This is a genomic window from Streptomyces sp. NPDC005393 (assembly GCF_040606675.1).
Taxonomy (GTDB): domain Bacteria; phylum Actinomycetota; class Actinomycetes; order Streptomycetales; family Streptomycetaceae; genus Streptomyces.
In genome coordinates this window covers 35318-52435 of the sequence record NZ_JBEXFG010000038.1, presented here as the reverse complement: position 1 = coordinate 52435, position 17118 = coordinate 35318, and the positions used below count along the sequence as shown (strand labels likewise).

Here is a 17118-nt window from a genome sequence, read left to right as displayed (position 1 = left end):
TCCTGCGATGTGCGCCCACACCAGCGTTCAAGACGGCCCGCGGCGGGTCGCGCCAGAATGGGGGCATGGATACGGCACCCGTCAACCTCCCCGAGGCGCTGGCCTCTTTCGACGACGTCTACAGCCCCCGGATCGTCGCCCGGATGAACGACTACGACGTCCGGATCGCCCACACCCTCGGGGAGCACGTCTGGCACGTCCACGACGACACCGATGAGTTCTTCCTGGTCCTCGACGGCCGGTTCGACATCGCCCTGAAGAACGCCGACGGCACCGAGACCACGGTCGAGCTGCACAAGGGCGACACCTTCGTCGTCCCCCAGGGCACCGAGCACAAGCCGTCGTCGCCGGGCGGCTCGATCCTGATGTTCGAGCCCTCGGGGACGAAGACGACCGGGGACCGCCACGAGGGCGAGATCCCGGACCACGTGGACAGCACCACGGGCCGCACGCTCAGCTGAAAAGAGCCGGGCGGGCGCGGGGTTCCCGCGCCCGCCCGGCTCCTTGTGCCAGGTCCGGGTGGCTCAGCGCAGCAGCGCCGCCACGATCGGGCCCGCCGTGTCGCCGCCGTGGCCGCCCTCCGGCACCACACCGGCGGCCGCGAGGTCGCCGTGGTACGCGGTGAACCAGCCGTTGGGCTTCTCCTGGTTGTCGACCTCCGCCGAACCGGTCTTCGCGCCGAAGTCACCGGTCATCCCGGACATCGCCTGGGCGGCGGTGCCCGAGGTGGCTGTCAGATGCATGAGCTGGCGCAGCTGCTGATGGGTGCTCGGCTTCATCGTCTTGGTGGCCTTGGCCAGCGTCCGGTTGTCCAGGGACGGCGAGACGAGGTACGGCTGGCGGAAGGTGCCGGTGCTGGCGGTGGCCGCGACCGACGCCATGTTGAGCGGGTTCATCCGCACCGAGCCCTGGCCGATCAGCGAGGCCGCCTTGGAAGCTGCGGACTGCACCGGCACCGAGCCGTCAAAGGAGGGCACGCCGGTCTGCCAGTTGAGGCCGATACCGAAGACGTCCCGGGCCTCCTTGGCCAGGTCGTCGTCCTTCAGCTTCGGCGCCTGGCTGATGAAGGCCGTATTGCAGGAGCGGGCGAAGCTCTGCTCGAAGGTGCCGTTCTTGATCTCGAACTTCTTGTCGTTCTGGAACTTCCACCCGCCGTACGTGAAGTACTTGGGGCACGGGTGCGGCTTGCCGTACGCCGCGAGGCCCTTTTCGATCAGCGTCGCCGAGGTGATGACCTTCATGGTCGAGCCGGGCGCGTACGAGCCCTGGAGGGCCGAGTTGAAGCCGTTCGCGGGGGAGTTGGCCAGCGCGAGGATCTCTCCGGTGCTGGGCTTGACGGCCACCACCGACGCCTTGGTGCGCTTGCTCACCTGCTGCTCGGCGGTGCGCTGGAGCTTCCCGTCGATCGTCGTACGGAGCGTGCCGGGGGTGCCCTTGGAGAGCACCTTCAGCGTCTCGTCGGGCGACTTGGAGCCCTTCGCACGGGCGATCCAGGTCTCCACGCCCGCCGTGCCGCCCGCCTTCTTGCCGTACCGCTCGCGCAGCCCGGCCAGGACGGTCTTCAGCGTCGGGTGGTCGGCGGCGGTCAGCTCCGCGCCGTCCCGGTCCACTGCCTTGATCGGCGGCGCCTCGGACTCGCCGGTCTTCAGCGTGTCGCCCGCGCCAAGCTTCGGGTGCACGACCGACGGCTTCCAGCCGACGACCGCCTTGCCCGTCGCCTTGTCGCGCGCGACGGTCAGCGAGGATTCATACGTCCAGGGGACGTGCTGACTGCCGTAGGAGATCTCAGCGCTGACCGAGAACGGCACGGACCGGCCGCTCGGCTGGCCCGCGTTCAGCGAGACCTTGTCGACATGGGCCTGCTTGCGGTAGCCGGTCAGCGCGGCGGTGGCCGCTTCGCTGTCGTCCGTCAGGGCCGCGGCCTTCGCCGTCTCACCCTGCGACCAGGCAGCGAGGAACGCGGCGGCGGTGGTCTTGACCTCGGCCGCGCTGGGCGGGCCGGTCTTCACATGCTTCAGGGCGGGCTTGTCGTCGCCCGCCGCGTTGTTCGCGCCGTCCTTCTGGCCCGACGCGTCGTCCTGGCTGCCGCCGCAACCGGCCACACCGACCATGGCGGCGAACACCGCACCGACGATCGCGGCTCTCGCGCCACTCCGCATTGCAGAACCCCCACAGTGTTCCTAGATTCCCCCCACCAGTCGATGGAGGCCGCGGTGCCCGGCACTCTACCGGCATCCCGCGCGGCCCCGTGCCCTCGGCTCCGGGGTATGACGCGAGGCTCAGATCCAGGTGTCCAGCCACATGCGGGCCCGCCAGGCATCCATCGGCATCGTCTGCCCCGTAAACAGCGGGAAGAAGTAGATGAAGTTCCAGAAGATGAGCAGGACGAGCGCGCCCGCGCCGACCGCGCCGACCACCCGCCGGGTCTCCGTCGACCCCGACGGCCCCAGCAGGGCGCCGATCATCATCGCCACCGCCAGACACACGAAGGGCACGAAGACGACGGCGTAGAAGGAGAAGATCGTGCGGTCCTGGTAGAGGAACCACGGCAGATATCCCGCCGCGACCCCGCACAGGATCGCGCCCGCCCGCCAGTCGCGCCGCAGCGCCCACCGGAACAGCAGGTACACCAGCGCGAAGCAGGCCGCCCACCACAGCAGCGGGGTGCCGATGGCCAGCACCTCGCGGGCGCACTTCTCGGCGGCGTCCTTGGGGCAGCCCGAATCGCCCGCCCTGGGCGATTGGTAGAAGTACGAGACCGGGCGGGACTGGACCAGCCAGCTCCAGGGGTTGGACTGGTAGATGTGCGGCGAGTCGAGGCCCACATGGAACTTGTAGACCTCCGTCTCGTAGTGCCACAGGCTGCGCAGCGGGTTGAGCAGCCAGTCGAAGGTGCCGCCGGTGCCGTAGCCGCCGCCGTCCGGCTGCTCCGACTCGGCCCAGTGGCGGAAGTAGCCGCTGTCCCGCCAGGCGTGCAGGCGGTCGAACGTGCCACTGGCGGCGAACCAGCCCGACCAGGAGGCGATGTATGTGACGATCGCCACGGGCACCGTCGACAGGAACGCCCACCCCAGATCGCGGCGGAGCACCGCCCGGTAGGGGCGCTGGGCGCCCGCGGTGCGGCGCGCTCCCACGTCCCACAGGACGGCCATCAGCCCGAAGGCCGCCAGGATGTACAGCCCGTTCCACTTGGTGCCGATGGCCAGGCCCAGGAAGACCCCGGCGGCGATCCGCCACGGCCGCCGGCCCAGCTTCAGGCTCCGGGCGACCGCCGGGTCCGGCCGGGCCGTGCCGTCCTCGCCGGCCGGCAGCGCCGCCGCCAGCCGGGCCCGCGCCCGGTCCCGGTCGATGAGCAGCGCGCCGAAGGCGGCCAGCACGAAGAACATCAGCACCAGGTCGAGCAGCGCGGTGCGGCTCATCACGAAGTGCAGACCGTCCACGGCCAGCAGCGCGCCCGCCAGACAGCCGAGGAACGTCGACCGGAACAGCCGCCGTCCGATCCGGCACAGCATGAGCACCGAGAGGGTGCCGAGCAGGGCGACCATGAAGCGCCAGCCGTACGGATGCAGCCCGAAGAACTGCTCGCCGAGCCCGATGACCCACTTGCCGACCGGCGGGTGGACCACATACGAGGGCGCCTCGCTGAGCGGGATGTGCTGCGGCGTCTGAAGGATCTGGTCGTTGGCGCTCTTCGGCCACGTGCCCTCGTAGCCGAACTTCCACACCGACCAGGCGTCCTTGGCGTAGTACGTCTCGTCGAATATCACGTTGTCCGGGCTGCCCAGCCGCCAGAAACGGGTCAGCCCGGCGCAGAGCGCGACGAGCAGCGGCCCGCCCCAGCCGCTCCAGCGGGCGATTCTGGCCGCGGCCGAGGGGGGAGCGCCGAGGGTCTCCCAGAGCCGGGTGCCCGGCTCCCGGTACGGGGGGACCAGCCGCTCCCGTACACCGGGCCTGGCCTGGCCCGCGTATCCGAAACGGCGCAGCCGGCGCTGCCAGGCCGGCGCGTGCTGGCCGGCGGCGTTGCCCGGCTGGGCATGGGTCGCGGTGTCACTGCTCACCGGCCCATCGTAGGGAAGCGCTCTGTGAGTGTGGTGAGCGAAGGCGGCGGGCCGGGGGATTCATCCTCGCCGCGGCGGGGCGCGAACGGCTGCGAGGATGGTTCCGTGACTGGAACGCTCGTACTGGCAGGGACCCCCATCGGCGACACCGCGGACGCGCCCCCGCGGCTGGCCGCCGAGCTCGCGGCGGCCGATGTGGTGGCCGCCGAGGACACCCGGCGGCTGCGCCGCCTCACCCAGGCCCTGGACGTGACCCCGGGCGGCCGGGTGGTGTCCTACTTCGAGGGCAATGAGTCGGCCCGCACCCCCGAGCTGGTCCAGGCGCTGGCCGGTGGCGCCCGGGTGCTGCTGGTCACCGACGCGGGCATGCCGTCGGTCTCCGACCCCGGCTACCGGCTGGTGGCCGCCGCCGTCGAGCGCGGGATCACGGTCACCGCCGTGCCCGGCCCGTCCGCCGTGCTGACCGCGCTGGCCGTCTCCGGGCTGCCGGTGGACCGCTTCTGCTTCGAGGGCTTCCTGCCGCGCAAGGCGGGGGAGCGGCTGGGGCGGCTGCGGGAGGTCGCGGGGGAGCGCCGCACGCTGGTGTACTTCGAGGCCCCGCACCGGCTGGACGACACCCTGGCCGCCATGGCCGAGGTGTTCGGCGCGGACCGCCGGGGGGCCGTGTGCCGGGAGCTGACCAAGACGTACGAGGAGATCCGGCGCGGCCCGCTGAAGGAGCTGGCCGCCTGGGCCGCCGAGGGCGTACGGGGCGAGATCACCATCGTCGTCGAGGGCGCCGCCGCACCCGGCCCCGAGGACGCGGACCCCGCCGAGCTGGCCCGCCGGGTCGCGGTGCGCGAGGAGGCGGGGGAGCGCCGCAAGGAGGCGATCGCGGCGGTCGCCCAGGCGGCCGGGGTGCCCAAACGGCAGGTCTTCGACGCCGTCGTGGCGGCAAAGAACGCGACAGGAACCGCGCCACGCGAAGGTAAAGCACCGTAGCGAAAGGCAAAGCTTCGGTTAGTAACCGGGCAGTTTCGACAAGCCCGCCGCCAAATCTGGCTCAAAGACAGGGAAGAGCTGATGCGGTGGCGCCGGGAAAGGCGTCCACTGGGTGAGGAAGACCTGGGGCGACCCCATCCCGGAAGACTTGTCCTGCGTGACAAGAGGAGCTGCCATGAGCGATATAGCGGGAACCTCGAGCGGTGTCCACCCGATAGCCGCCCCCACCCCTTCCGGCCCGGCGGCCGGCGAGGTAGCCCATGAGGCGTACGCCTTCGCCTGCATGAAGTGCGGACACGGCTGGGAGCAGTCGTACGACATCGAGCACCATGTGGACGGCGAGGGCCGCGCCTTCGTCGTCTACTTCACCGACGGCCTGCGCGTCCGGTCCCCACTGACGAGCCCCGATTGCGTCAACTGCGGTGCGCACCTGGTGCGCATCATGCGCTCGGGCCAGGTCTCCTCGGTCCTGGAGAGCGCGCGGCGCACAGGGCGCGGCACCGCGCCGCGGGCGGCGGCGGAGGGCGGGCCGGCCGACACCGAGGGCCCCGCGCGGCGCCGTGGACACCATTGGCATCTCTCGGATCTGCTGCACCCCTTTCAGCATCACCGCAAATGAGCCCGGCTCCGGTCAAATGAGCCGGGCGCGGTATTCATAGAATCGCCGTTATGGCGAAAACAGCATCGACCCCCGGCGGCAGTGGCATGGCGAGCGGCGGGAAAAAGGAAAAGGACCATCCGCCGCCCCTCCCCGAACCACTGAGGGTGCCGGTCGCCGATTCGCACACCCACCTGGACATGCAGCCCGGCACGGTCGACGAGGCCCTGGCCAAGGCCGCGTCGGTCGGCGTGACGACCGTCGTCCAGGTGGGGTGCGATCTCGCCGGGTCCCGGTGGGCGGCCGAGACCGCCGCCGCACACGAGAACGTCTGGGCCACCGTGGCCCTGCACCCCAACGAGGCGCCCCGCATCGTCCTCGGGGACCCCGACGGCTGGTCCCGGCAGGGCGCCCGCGAGCCCGGCGGCGACCGCGCCCTGGACGCGGCCCTCGACGGGATAGCGGCCCTCGCGGCCCTGCCGCAGGTGCGCGGCGTCGGCGAGACCGGCCTCGACTACCTCCGCACCGGACCGGAGGGCATGGCCGCCCAGGAGCGCTCCTTCCGCCGCCATATCGGCATCGCCAAGGAACACGGCAAGGCGCTGGTCATCCACGACCGCGACGCCCACGACGACGTGCTGCGCGTGCTCACCGAGGAGGGCGCGCCCGACACCGTCGTCTTCCACTGCTACTCCGGCGACGCCGCCATGGCCAAGATCTGCGCCGAGCACGGCTACTACATGTCCTTCGCGGGCAACGTCACCTTCAAGAACGCCCAGCCGCTGCGCGACGCCCTCGCCGTCGCCCCGCTCGACCTCGTCCTCGTGGAGACCGACGCGCCCTTCCTGACCCCGGTCCCCTACCGCGGACGGCCTAACGCTCCGTATCTGATTCCGCTCACCCTGCGGGCCATGGCCGAGGTCAAGGGCGTCCCCGAAGACACCCTGGCGACCGCCGTAGCGGCCAATACCGCGCGTGCCTTCGGGTATTGAGGCCGGGACGAGATGACGACGCAGCGTAACGAGCTCACTTTGGAGAGTGACCGCCACTCCGCTACAGTCCCCCATCCAACGCCCTGACCAGTGGACTTGTGGAGTGTTACCGGAGTGTTGTCGTGAGCCCGACGGGCAGCCACCGCGTCTCGGGCGGCCGCGCCGCCGCCCGCCGAGCCGCCCGGCGCGGGCGCGCCGCCGGCCGCACCGACCCGATGCGCCGGCTGCTGCCGCAGGCGATCGTGGTCGCCGCCCTGGCCGGCGGCACGTCCGCCTTCGTGGCCCAGGACAAGGCGGTGCGGCTCAGCGTCGACGGGGACGCGCGCACCCTGCACACCTACGCCGACGACGTGGGCGAACTGCTCGCCGACGAGGACGTCGGGGTCGGCGACCACGACATCGTGGCCCCCGCGCCCGGCGAGCGACTCGCCAGCGGCGACGAGGTCGCCGTCCGCTACGGCCGTCCGGTCACCCTCACCCTCGACGGCGAGCGGCGCCGCGTGTGGACCACCGCGCACACGGTTGACGGCGCACTGCGCCAACTGGGCGTACGGGCCGAGGGCGCGTATCTGTCCGCCTCGCGCTCCGCCGCCATCTCACGGCGCGGGCTCGCCCTGGACGTCCGCACCGAGCGCACCGTCACCTTCATGGCCGACGGGCGCGAGCACACCATCCGTACGAACGCGGCGACCGTCGGCGAGGCGCTCGCCGCCGCCGGGCTCACCCTGCGCGGCCAGGACACCACCTCCGTCCCCCGGGAGAGCTTTCCGCGCGACGGCCAGACCGTGACCGTGATGCGGATCACAGGCGGCAAGGAGGCCCACGACGAGCCGCTCGCCTTCGCGACCGTCCGGCACGCCGACCCCACCCTGCCGAAAGGCACCGAGGTCGTCGCGCGGCCGGGCGAGCCGGGCGCCGTGCGCATCACCTACCGGGTGCGCAGCGTCAACGGCGTCCGGCAGCGGCCGAAGAAGGTACGGAGCGAGGTCGTCAGGGCGCCCGTGGCCCGGATCGTCCGGGTCGGCACCATGGTCCCGCCCACCACCGTCGGCGGCGGGGCCGACGGGCTCAACTGGCACGCCATGGCGGCGTGCGAATCCGGCGGACGGGCGGACGCCGTCGACGGCTCCGGCCGCTACGGCGGGCTCTACCAGCTCGACGGCGGCACCTGGCGCTCCCTCGGCGGCCACGGCCGCCCCCAGGACGCGCCCCCCGCCGAGCAGACCTACCGGGCCAAGAAGCTGTATGTGCAGCGCGGCGCCAGTCCCTGGCCGCACTGCGGCCGCAAGCTGCACCAGTGAGCAGGGCGGCCCACGGCCGGGGGCACCTCCGAGTGGTAGCTGGGGGCGGGCCGTGCGTTCGACCCCGCGCCGGTGTTCCGGCCGGGGGCACCTCCCAGCGGTAGCTGGGGCGAGCCGAAGGGGCGCGCCGCTGTCGAAAGGGAGAGCGCGCGGAGGCCGCGAGGGCTGCGATCGATATGCGGCTACCGCCGCGCGAGTGGCCGAGCACGGCCGACCGCCGACAGGGGGCACCCCCGGCCGAAGGCTGGGGGAGGCTAAGGCGCCCCGGAGGCGAACCGAGCCCCGAAAAAAGCCCCGTAAGCTTTTCCGGTGAGCTCCATCGACCACGGCGCCCTGCTGGGCCCCGCCGACATCCGCGACCTCGCGGCCCGGCTCGGCGTACGCCCCACCAAGCAGCGCGGCCAGAATTTCGTCATCGACGCCAATACGGTCCGCCGGATCGTCCGGACCGCCGATGTGCGGCCCGACGATGTGGTCGTCGAGATCGGCCCCGGGCTCGGTTCGCTGACCCTGGCGCTGCTGGAGGCCGCCGACCGGGTCACCGCCGTCGAGATCGACGACGTCCTCGCCGCCGCCCTCCCCGCCACGGTCGCGGCCCGGCTGCCGGAGCGCGCCGACCGCTTCGCGCTGGTGCACGGCGACGCGCTGCGGGTCATCGAACTGCCGGGGCCCGCCCCGACCGCCCTGGTCGCCAACCTTCCCTACAACGTCGCTGTGCCCGTCCTGCTCCATATGCTCGCGCGCTTCCCCACGATCGAGCGCACGCTGGTCATGGTCCAGTCGGAGGTCGCCGACCGGCTCGCCGCGGCCCCCGGCTCCAAGGTCTACGGGGTCCCCTCCGTGAAGGCCGCCTGGTACGCCCAGGTCAAGCGCGCGGGCGCCATCGGCCGCAATGTCTTCTGGCCCGCCCCCAACGTCGACTCCGGCCTCGTCTCCCTCGTCCGCCGCCCCGAACCGCCCCGCACCACGGCCTCCCGCGAGGAGGTCTTCGCGGTCGTCGACGCGGCCTTCGCCCAACGCCGCAAGACCCTCCGCGCGGCCCTCGCCGGCTGGGCGGGCTCCGCCGCCGGGGCGGAGGCGGCCCTGACGGCGGCGGGCATATCCCCCCAGGCCCGGGGCGAGTCGCTCACGGTCGAGGACTTCGCCGCCATCGCCGAACACGGGCCCGCGAAAACCAGCCCCTCAGGGGGCACCTCCCAGCGGTAGCGGGGAGCGGGGTCCGGGGCGGAGCCCCGGCGGGCGAGGCGCGACAATGGGTGCGGTCGCGCAGACCCCGCAGCCCGGACGACAAGGAGCCCCCGACCGTGACGCACCCCGTGACCGCCCGCGTGCCCGCGAAGGTCAATGTTCAGCTCGCGGTCGGCGGACTGCGCCCCGACGGCTTCCATGACCTGGCCAATGTCTTCCTCGCCGTCGGGCTCTACGACGAGGTCACGGCCACCCCCGCCGACACCCTGCGCATCACCGTCGAGGGCGCCGACGCCCACCACGTCCCCCTCGACCCCACCAACCTCGCCGCCCGCGCCGCCCTCGCGCTCGCCGAGCGGCACGGCATCGCGCCGGACGTCCACCTCCACATCGCCAAGGACATCCCCGTCGCGGGCGGCATGGCGGGCGGCAGCGCGGACGCCGCCGGGGCGCTGCTGGCGTGCGACGCGCTGTGGGGTACGCGGACGAGCCGCACCGAACTCCTCGCCCTCTGCGCGGACTTGGGCAGCGACGTCCCGTTCGGCCTCGTCGGCGGGGCGGCCCTCGGCCGTGGCCGGGGCGAGCTGCTGACGCCGCTGGAGACCGGCGGCACGTTCCACTGGGTGTTCGCCGTGGCGGACGGCGGGCTGTCCACGCCCGCCGTCTACCGCGAATGCGACCGGCTGCGGGAGGAGTCCGGGGCGGGGGCGACCGTCGCCGACGTCCCCGCCCCCGAGCCGTCCGAGGCGCTGCTGGATGCCCTGCGGACGGGCGACGCGACCGCGCTGGCCGCCGCCGTGACCAACGATCTGCAGCCCGCCGCCCTGTCCCTGCGCCCCGCCCTCGCCGAGACCCTGCGCGCAGGCGCGGACGCGGGCGCGCTCGCCTCGCTGGTCTCCGGCTCGGGCCCGACCTGCGCGTTCCTGGTCAAGGACGCCGAGGCGGCGCGTGACGTGGCGGCCTCGCTCGCGGCCTCCGGCACCTGCCGCACGGTACGGGTGGCGTCCGGCCCGGCGGCCGGGGCGACGGTTCTGGACGACTGAGCGACCGGCCGTCCGCGGCGACTACCCTGGGACGTCGATCGATCCGCGTAATGGAGTGTGATGGCCACCAATCTGGTCAATGTTGAATCCGTAGCCAAGGTGTACGGCACGCGTGCGCTGCTGGACGGCATTTCCCTCGGGGTGAACGAGGGCGACCGGATCGGCGTCGTCGGACGCAACGGGGACGGCAAGACCACTCTCATCCGGATCCTCGCCAAGCTGGAGCCCGCCGACGACGGCCGGGTCACCCACGCCGGCGACCTGCGGCTCGGGGTGCTCACCCAGCACGACTCGCTCGACCCCGAGGCCACCGTCCGGCACGAGGTGATCGGCGATCTCGCCGACCACGAGTGGGCGGGGAACGCCAAGATCCGCGATGTGCTCACCGGGCTCTTCGGCGGGCTCGACCTGCCCGCCTTCCCGCAGGGCCTCGACACCGTCATCGGCCCGCTGTCCGGCGGTGAGCGCCGCCGGATCGCGCTCGCCAAGCTGCTGATCGCCGAGCCGGGCCTGATCGTCCTCGACGAGCCGACGAACCACCTGGACGTCGAGGGCATCTCCTGGCTGGCCGGCCATCTGCGGGCGCGGCGCTCGGCCCTGGTGGTGGTCACCCACGACCGCTGGTTCCTCGACCAGGTCTGCACCCGGATGTGGGATGTGCAGCGCGGCGCGGTGCACGAGTACGAGGGCGGCTACAGCGACTACGTCTTCGCTCGGGCCGAGCGGGAGCGCATCGCCGCCACCGAGGAGACCAAGCGGCAGAACATGATGCGCAAGGAGCTCGCCTGGCTGCGCCGCGGCGCCCCGGCCCGCACCAGCAAGCCGCGCTTCCGGATCGAGGCGGCAAACGCGCTGATCGCCGATGTGCCGCCGCCGCGCGACAGCGCCGAGCTGATGAAGTTCGCCAACTCGCGGCTCGGCAAGACCGTCTTCGACCTGGAGGACGTGACCGTCACCGCCGGGCCCAAGGTGCTGTTGAAGCATCTGACCTGGCAGCTGGGGCCCGGCGACCGGATCGGCCTGGTGGGGGTGAACGGCGCGGGTAAGACCTCGCTGCTGTGCGCGCTGGCCGAGGCGGCCCGTACCGAGGGCGACCGGCAGCCGGCCGCCGGCCGGATCGCGGTCGGCAAGACGGTCAAGCTCGCGTATCTCTCGCAGGAGGTCGCCGAGCTCGACCCGAACCTGCGGGTCCTGGAGGCCGTCGAGCAGGTGCGGCAGCGCGTCGACCTCGGCAAGGGCCGCGAGATGACCGCCTCGCAGCTGTGCGAGAAGTTCGGCTTCACCAAGGAGAAGCAGTGGACGCCGGTCGGCGATCTGTCCGGCGGTGAGCGGCGCCGGCTCCAGATCCTGCGGCTGCTGATGGACGAGCCCAATGTGCTCTTCCTGGACGAGCCGACCAACGACCTGGACATCGAGACGCTGACCCAGCTGGAGGATCTGCTCGACGGCTGGCCCGGTTCGCTCGTGGTCATCAGCCACGACCGGTATTTCCTCGAGCGCACCACCGACCGGGTTCTCGCGCTGCTGGGCGACGCCACGCTGCGCATGCTGCCGCGCGGGGTGGACGAGTACCTGGAGCGGCGGCAGCGCGCGTTGGCCGCGGCGGCCCCGGCGGCGGCGCCCGCCAAGCAGAAGGCCGCGGAGCAGCAGGCCGGCGGGCAGCGGTCGCAGGCCGAGCTGCGCGCCGCGAAGAAGGAGCTCCAGCGGATCGAGCGGCGGCTGGACCGCATCAGCGAGCAGGAGTCGACGCTGCACGCCCAGATCGCCGAGGACGCCACGGACTTCACCCGGGTCGCCGAACTGGACGCCAAGCTGCGCGAGCTGACGGGGGAGCGGGACGAGTTGGAGACCCGCTGGCTGGAGCTCGCCGAGGACGCGTAGGGACGGCGAGGGGCGAGGCGCGGGAACGAGCGCGCGGAACAACGCGCTCCCGTTGTGGCGTGAAAGCGTCGTGTGAAGGCGGCGCGCGAGACGGCGTACACCCGCAACAGTCGCGTCACGGGCCGGTCTCAGCTCTTCGATGAGGCGGAGACGGGCTCTGTCACGGCCCTGTCGGGTGATACAAAGAACTCCCGCTCGCCTGCCGTTGACTGGCGGGCCCCATGTCCGATTCGCTCCTTCCCGCAGGGTTTTGACCCTCCGGGATCGCGGGGGAGGCCGGTCGGTCAATGGGTCTCGCGCTAGAAGGAATTCGCATGTCACAGCCGCCTCCGCCGCCCAACCAGCCGCCGCAGGGCGGCTTTGGCGCGCCGCAGGATCCCAGTTACGGCTATCCGCAGCAGCCGCCCACCCCGCCCCCGGGACAGCCGGGTTACGGCTATCCGCAGGCGCCGGGCCAGCCGCCGCAGGGCCCGCCCCCGCCGCCGCCCGGACCGCCCCAGCCGCCCCCGCAGGGCGCGGGCGGCTATGGCTACCCGGGGCAGCCGGCGCATGCGCAGCCCACCCAGGTGGACATGCCGTCGCCGTACCATTCCGGCCAGCAGCACTACGGCTACCCGCCCCAGCCCCAGTACCCCGGCGGCCCGGGTCCGGGCGTCCCCGGCGGTCCCGGCGGCGGCCGGAACAAGCAGCGCACGGCGATCATCGTCGGCGCGGGGGTCGCGGTCGCGCTGATCATCAGTGGCGGCATATGGTTCGCGGCCAAGGACGACGGCGGCGGCACCGAGGCCAAGGACAAGGACAAGCAGACCAGCCAGGGCAGTTCGAACGGCGGGACCACGGGCGGCACCAAGGACCAGCCCGCGCCCGACACGGTCAACGCCCGGCTGCTCAGCAAGATCCCCATGCCGAAGGTCTCCGACCAGGTCACGGTCCAGGGCATGTGGGCGACCGACGACACCTTCGTGAAGGCCGACGTCTACAAGGTCGTCGGCTATCCGCTGGGCGGCGGCACCGCTAAGTGGGAGATACCGCTGGACGGCGCGGTGTGCTGGTCCTCGGACCACGTCACCAAGTACGGTCTGACCACGGTCCTCTACCAGGAGGCCAAGCCCTCCAAGGAGGACAAGTACCCGAGCTGCACCGAGATCGGGCTGCTCGACCTCACCAAGGGCAAGATGCTCTGGCACCGGGACGTCAGCGAGGGCGATTCGAAGATCTCCTTCGACGAGGTGACCATCGGCGGTGGCACGGTGGCCGCGGGCGGCACCAGCGGCGGCGCCGCCTGGTCGACCGAGGGCAAGCCACTGTGGAAGCCACAGTCGGGCGAGCAGTGCCAGGACGACGGCTACGCGGGCAGCGAGGACAAGCTGGTCGCGGTGCGCCGCTGCGGTGACTACTCCGACCCGCAGATCCAGGTCCAGACGCTGAACCCGAAGACGGGCCAGGTGAAGTCGGCCTACAAGGTCTCGCAGGGCATCGACTACGTCCACGTGGCGTCCACCGACCCGCTGGTCATCGGGCTCGACGCGGGCGACTCGACCGGCGCCGGGGTCTCCGACTTCCTGGCGATCGACGACAGCGGCAAGACCGGCAAGGTGCGCGGGAAGATCGGGACCGAGAGCGGCAAGTACGTCCCCAAGTGCGAGCCGACCAATGTCGAGGGCTGCCGGAAGATCGCCGTCAGCAAGTCGGCGGACACGCTGTTCCTCGGGTCTGAGGAGCGCTCCGGCGTCAGCGAGGGCACGGCCAACGAGATCGTCGCCTTCAGCCTGGCGACCGGCAAGCCGATCGGGAAGACGGACGGGGTCAAGGGCGCCGCGCTCACCCTGCTCGGGCTCGACAAGGACGGCTCCGTGCTCGCCTACCAGGAGAGCACCTACGAGGCGGGCGGCGCGGTCTGGCGGATCGACCCCAAGTCGTACGCGAAGGCGAAGCTGCTGCAGAACTCGGCCGCCGGCCATGACATGGAGTCGAAGTTCAGCGCCGACTACGCGGAGATCATCTACTCCGGGCAGCGGCTGTTCATGAGCGACGTCTACGCCACCAAGCCCTCGGGTACCTACGACCAGGACGATCCGCTCGCCGTCATCTTCGGCTCGGACTGACCGGGACGGGATCCCGGCCACATCGGTCTGTTTTGGACGTCAACCAGATGTCAAGTAGGCACGAATGGCCGGGATTTCGATATTCCGGGGGGCTTCTCCCCGGTAAGGGGCGCGGAACGTCGAACAAGCGTGTAGCTTTCCCCCCTGAGCGAATGGGGGGAGCTCATGGGCGTGCGACTCATGGTGGTCGACGATCACCGTCTGCTCGCGGAGGCGCTCGCCTCGGCGTTGAAGCTGCGCGGGCACCGGGTGCTCGCGGCGGCGGCGCCGAGCGCGGGCGCGGCGGAGCTGGTGGTGAGCCGGGCGCCGGAGGTGTGTCTGCTGGGCACGGCGGCACCCGCCGAGCCCGGAGTGTTCGAACCGGTCGTGCGGATAAAGAAGGAGCGGCCGCAGGTCGCGGTCGTGGTGCTCGGCCCGGTGCCGAGCCCGCGCGGCATCGCCGCCGCGTTCGCGTCCGGGGCGTCCGGCTATGTGCGCCACGACGAGCGGATCGAGGGCGTCGAGCGCGCCATGATGAAGGCGCGGGCGGGAGAGGCGGCCGTGGCGCCGCAGCTGCTGCAGGGGGCGTTCGCGGAGCTGCTCAACCCCGCCGCCCAGCCCGATGACGAGGGCGCCCGGCTGCTGCGCATGCTCACCCCGCGCGAGGTCGAGGTGCTGGTGCGGGTCGCCGAGGGCGAGGACACCCGGCTGATCGCGGCGGGGATGGGGATCGCGCCCAGCACGGCCCGCACCCATGTGCAGCGGGTGCTGATGAAGCTCGGCGTGGGGTCGCGGCTGGAGGCGGCGGCGCTGGCCGCGCGCACCGGGCTGCTGGACCGGGCGGCGTCGCGCCGGGCGTCGCCGCCGCCGCAGTAGCTCAGCCCTGTTCGTCCCCGCCCCGGGCCTCCGGCTCCGGGGCGGGGTGCGGGGCGGCCAGCGGCCTGAGCTTCATCCAGAGCAGGAAGAACAGCCCGAGAGCGAGCATGCACAGGCCGGTCCAGAGGTTGATGTTGATGTTCTGGGCCTTCTTCAGGCCCGTGTCGGAGACGGTGATCCCGGCGATCGTGACGATGATCCCGTAGGTCACGAACAGGCCGCCGATGATGCGCCGCACATCGAAGAGCCGGGCCGCGGTCGCCGACTTCTTCTCGAGCTCCTCGACCTGGTGCTGGTAGTCGTATTCGTCGCTCATGGCGCGGGGCTCCTTTCCGGCCGGAGGATCACAGGGAGAACGGGATGTAGCACAGGGCCGCGAGGATGATCGCGGCCAAGCCCAGCACGGCGGGTCTGCGGTACCAGGCCTCGTCGCCCGCGGCGGCGGGCTCGGCCACCCCGGGGGCGGTGGTCCCGTAGACCAGGCCGGCCAGCGTCTCCACCGGCTTGGGCTTGGTGAACAGCGAGACCCCGACCATCACCACGCCGCCGACCACGAACGCCACGATGGCCGAGACGAAGTTGGCGCCCTGGTCGCTGGGGATGGAGACGACCCCGTTCTTGTAGAGCCAGAAGTAGTTGATCATTGCGGCCACGGTGCCGGTCAGCAGCCCCCAGAACCCGGCCGCGGCGGTGGCCCGCTTCCAGAACATGCCGATGATGAAGACGCAGAACAGGGGCACGTTGAAGAACGAGAACAGGGTCTGCAGATAGTTCATGATGTTGCTGAACGAGGAGGCGATGAAGGCCGTCCCCATGCCGATCCCCACGCCGACCGCCGTCACCACCCGTCCGGTCAGCACGTAGTACGCGTCCGGCCGGCCCTTTCTGATGTACGCACCCCAGATGTCATTGGTGAAGACCGTGTTGAGGGACGACACATTGGCCGCCATGCCCGCCATGAAGGCGGCGAGCAGGCCGGTCACCGCCAGGCCCAGCACACCGTTGGGGAGCAGGTCGCTCATCAGGAGCGGGATCGCGTCGTTGTACTGAGGACCGCCCTTCTTGCCGAGGTCCGGCGCGATGGCGAGGGAGATCAGCCCGGGGACCACCACGATCAGCGGGATGAACATCTTCGGGAACGCGGCGATCAGCGGGGTGCGCTGGGCGGCCGAGAGGTTCTGGGCGGACAGCGCGCGCTGCACCTCGGCGAAGTTGGTCGTCCAGTAGCCGAAGCTCAGACAGAAGCCGAGGCCGAGCACGATGGTCAGCCAGTTGGCCCCCAGCGGGTTGGGGGAGCCGATGCCCGTACCGCCCCACGCGGTGACGAAGTGGGGGCCGTGGGTGTGGACGAGTGAATCCTTGAGCCCGCCCCAGCCGCCGACCCGTTTGAGGCCGACGACGGTGAGCGGGATGAGGGCGGCGAGGATGACGAAGAACTGCAGCACCTCGTTGTAGATCGCCGAGGAGAGCCCGCCCAGGGTGATGTACAGGAGGACGAAGAGTCCGGCGATGAAGATGGCCACCCACTGCGGCCAGCCCAGCAGCGCCTCGACGACGATCGCCAGCGCGTAGAGGTTGACGCCCGCGATCAGCATGGACGCCACGGAGAAGATGATCGAGCTGAGCAGATGCGAGGACGGCCCGTAGCGGTGCAGCAGGAACTCGGGGACCGACCTGACCTTGGACCCGTAGTAGAACGGCATCATCACCAGGCCGAGGAAGACCATGGCCGGGATGGCGCCGACCCAGTACCAGTGCACGGTGTACACCCCGTACTGCGCGCCGTTGGCCGCCATGCCCAGGATCTCCAGGGCACCGAGATTGGCGGCGATGAAGGCGAGACCGGTGACCCACGCGGGCAGCGACCGGCCGGAGAGGAAGAAGTCGAGGCTGGTCTTCACGCTACGTCTGGCGGCGAAGCCGACGCCGAGGACGACGACGAAGTAGAGGATCAGGATCGTGTAGTCGAGCGCGTTGGTGGGGAGCCGGAGCCCTTCGGCCAGATAGCGCATGGATGACTCGCTTCATTGCGTGAACGGACTGCACCGGGAAACGTGCGGTGAAGGTATCCGAATTATCCGGCTATGTCCGTGCGCCTTCCCCGCACATTGACGCC

General features: G+C 71.5%; 14 protein-coding genes. 10 read left to right on the top strand and 4 right to left on the bottom strand.

The features are described 5' to 3' along the window. Positions 1-65 precede the first annotated feature (65 nt). Positions 66-461, top strand: a complete 396-nt coding sequence (locus tag ABZS71_RS26510) for a cupin domain-containing protein (protein WP_355858233.1) — start codon at positions 66-68, stop codon at positions 459-461. A 63-nt stretch (positions 462-524) separates the two neighbouring features. On the opposite strand, the gene ABZS71_RS26505 is transcribed toward ABZS71_RS26510, so the two are convergent. Then, positions 525-2159 carry a penicillin-binding transpeptidase domain-containing protein gene (locus ABZS71_RS26505; protein ID WP_356214118.1) on the bottom strand — a complete coding sequence of 545 codons (1635 nt, stop codon included), beginning with the start codon at positions 2157-2159 and terminating at the stop codon, positions 525-527. 120 nt (positions 2160-2279) lie between these two features. Beyond that, entirely contained in the window at positions 2280-4058 is a 1779-nt protein-coding gene (locus tag ABZS71_RS26500; protein WP_356214116.1) for a phospholipid carrier-dependent glycosyltransferase, read from the bottom strand. A gap of 105 nt (positions 4059-4163) precedes the next feature. On the opposite strand from ABZS71_RS26500, the gene rsmI reads away from it, so the two are divergent. The 9 genes from rsmI to ABZS71_RS26455 all read left to right on the top strand — a co-directional run bounded on the left by rsmI (position 4164) and on the right by ABZS71_RS26455 (position 15002). Next, positions 4164-5039: a 16S rRNA (cytidine(1402)-2'-O)-methyltransferase gene (rsmI, locus tag ABZS71_RS26495; RefSeq protein WP_356214114.1), complete on the top strand. Its 876-nt coding sequence runs from the start codon at positions 4164-4166 to the stop codon at positions 5037-5039. A gap of 175 nt (positions 5040-5214) precedes the next feature. Then, positions 5215-5658 (top strand): hypothetical protein, encoded by a 444-nt coding sequence (locus ABZS71_RS26490; protein ID WP_356214112.1) that lies wholly within the window; start codon positions 5215-5217, stop codon positions 5656-5658. A gap of 50 nt (positions 5659-5708) precedes the next feature. Beyond that, positions 5709-6629 (top strand): TatD family hydrolase, encoded by a 921-nt coding sequence (locus tag ABZS71_RS26485; protein WP_356214110.1) that lies wholly within the window; start codon positions 5709-5711, stop codon positions 6627-6629. Between the two features lie 122 nt (positions 6630-6751). Beyond that, complete coding sequence (locus ABZS71_RS26480) at positions 6752-7930, top strand: ubiquitin-like domain-containing protein (RefSeq protein ID WP_355858692.1); 1179 nt, start codon at positions 6752-6754, stop codon at positions 7928-7930. Positions 7931-8239: 309 nt separating this feature from the next. Continuing rightward, on the top strand, positions 8240-9136 hold the full coding sequence (gene rsmA / locus ABZS71_RS26475; protein ID WP_355858689.1) for a 16S rRNA (adenine(1518)-N(6)/adenine(1519)-N(6))-dimethyltransferase RsmA: 897 nt from the start codon (positions 8240-8242) through the stop codon (positions 9134-9136). A 98-nt stretch (positions 9137-9234) separates the two neighbouring features. Continuing rightward, entirely contained in the window at positions 9235-10161 is a 927-nt protein-coding gene (locus ABZS71_RS26470) for a 4-(cytidine 5'-diphospho)-2-C-methyl-D-erythritol kinase (RefSeq protein WP_356214108.1), read from the top strand. A 60-nt stretch (positions 10162-10221) separates the two neighbouring features. Then, positions 10222-12042, top strand: a complete 1821-nt coding sequence (locus tag ABZS71_RS26465; protein WP_355858683.1) for an ABC-F family ATP-binding cassette domain-containing protein — start codon at positions 10222-10224, stop codon at positions 12040-12042. 314 nt (positions 12043-12356) lie between these two features. Next, complete coding sequence (locus ABZS71_RS26460) at positions 12357-14147, top strand: hypothetical protein (protein ID WP_356214107.1); 1791 nt, start codon at positions 12357-12359, stop codon at positions 14145-14147. Positions 14148-14312: 165 nt separating this feature from the next. Beyond that, positions 14313-15002: a LuxR C-terminal-related transcriptional regulator gene (locus ABZS71_RS26455; RefSeq protein WP_355858677.1), complete on the top strand. Its 690-nt coding sequence runs from the start codon at positions 14313-14315 to the stop codon at positions 15000-15002. Between the two features lies 1 nt (position 15003). On the opposite strand, the gene ABZS71_RS26450 is transcribed toward ABZS71_RS26455, so the two are convergent. After that, positions 15004-15318, bottom strand: a complete 315-nt coding sequence (locus ABZS71_RS26450; protein ID WP_355858674.1) for a hypothetical protein — start codon at positions 15316-15318, stop codon at positions 15004-15006. A gap of 28 nt (positions 15319-15346) precedes the next feature. Further along, positions 15347-17014 carry a sodium:solute symporter family protein gene (locus ABZS71_RS26445; protein ID WP_356214105.1) on the bottom strand — a complete coding sequence of 556 codons (1668 nt, stop codon included), beginning with the start codon at positions 17012-17014 and terminating at the stop codon, positions 15347-15349. Between the last annotated feature and the right edge of the window lie 104 nt (positions 17015-17118).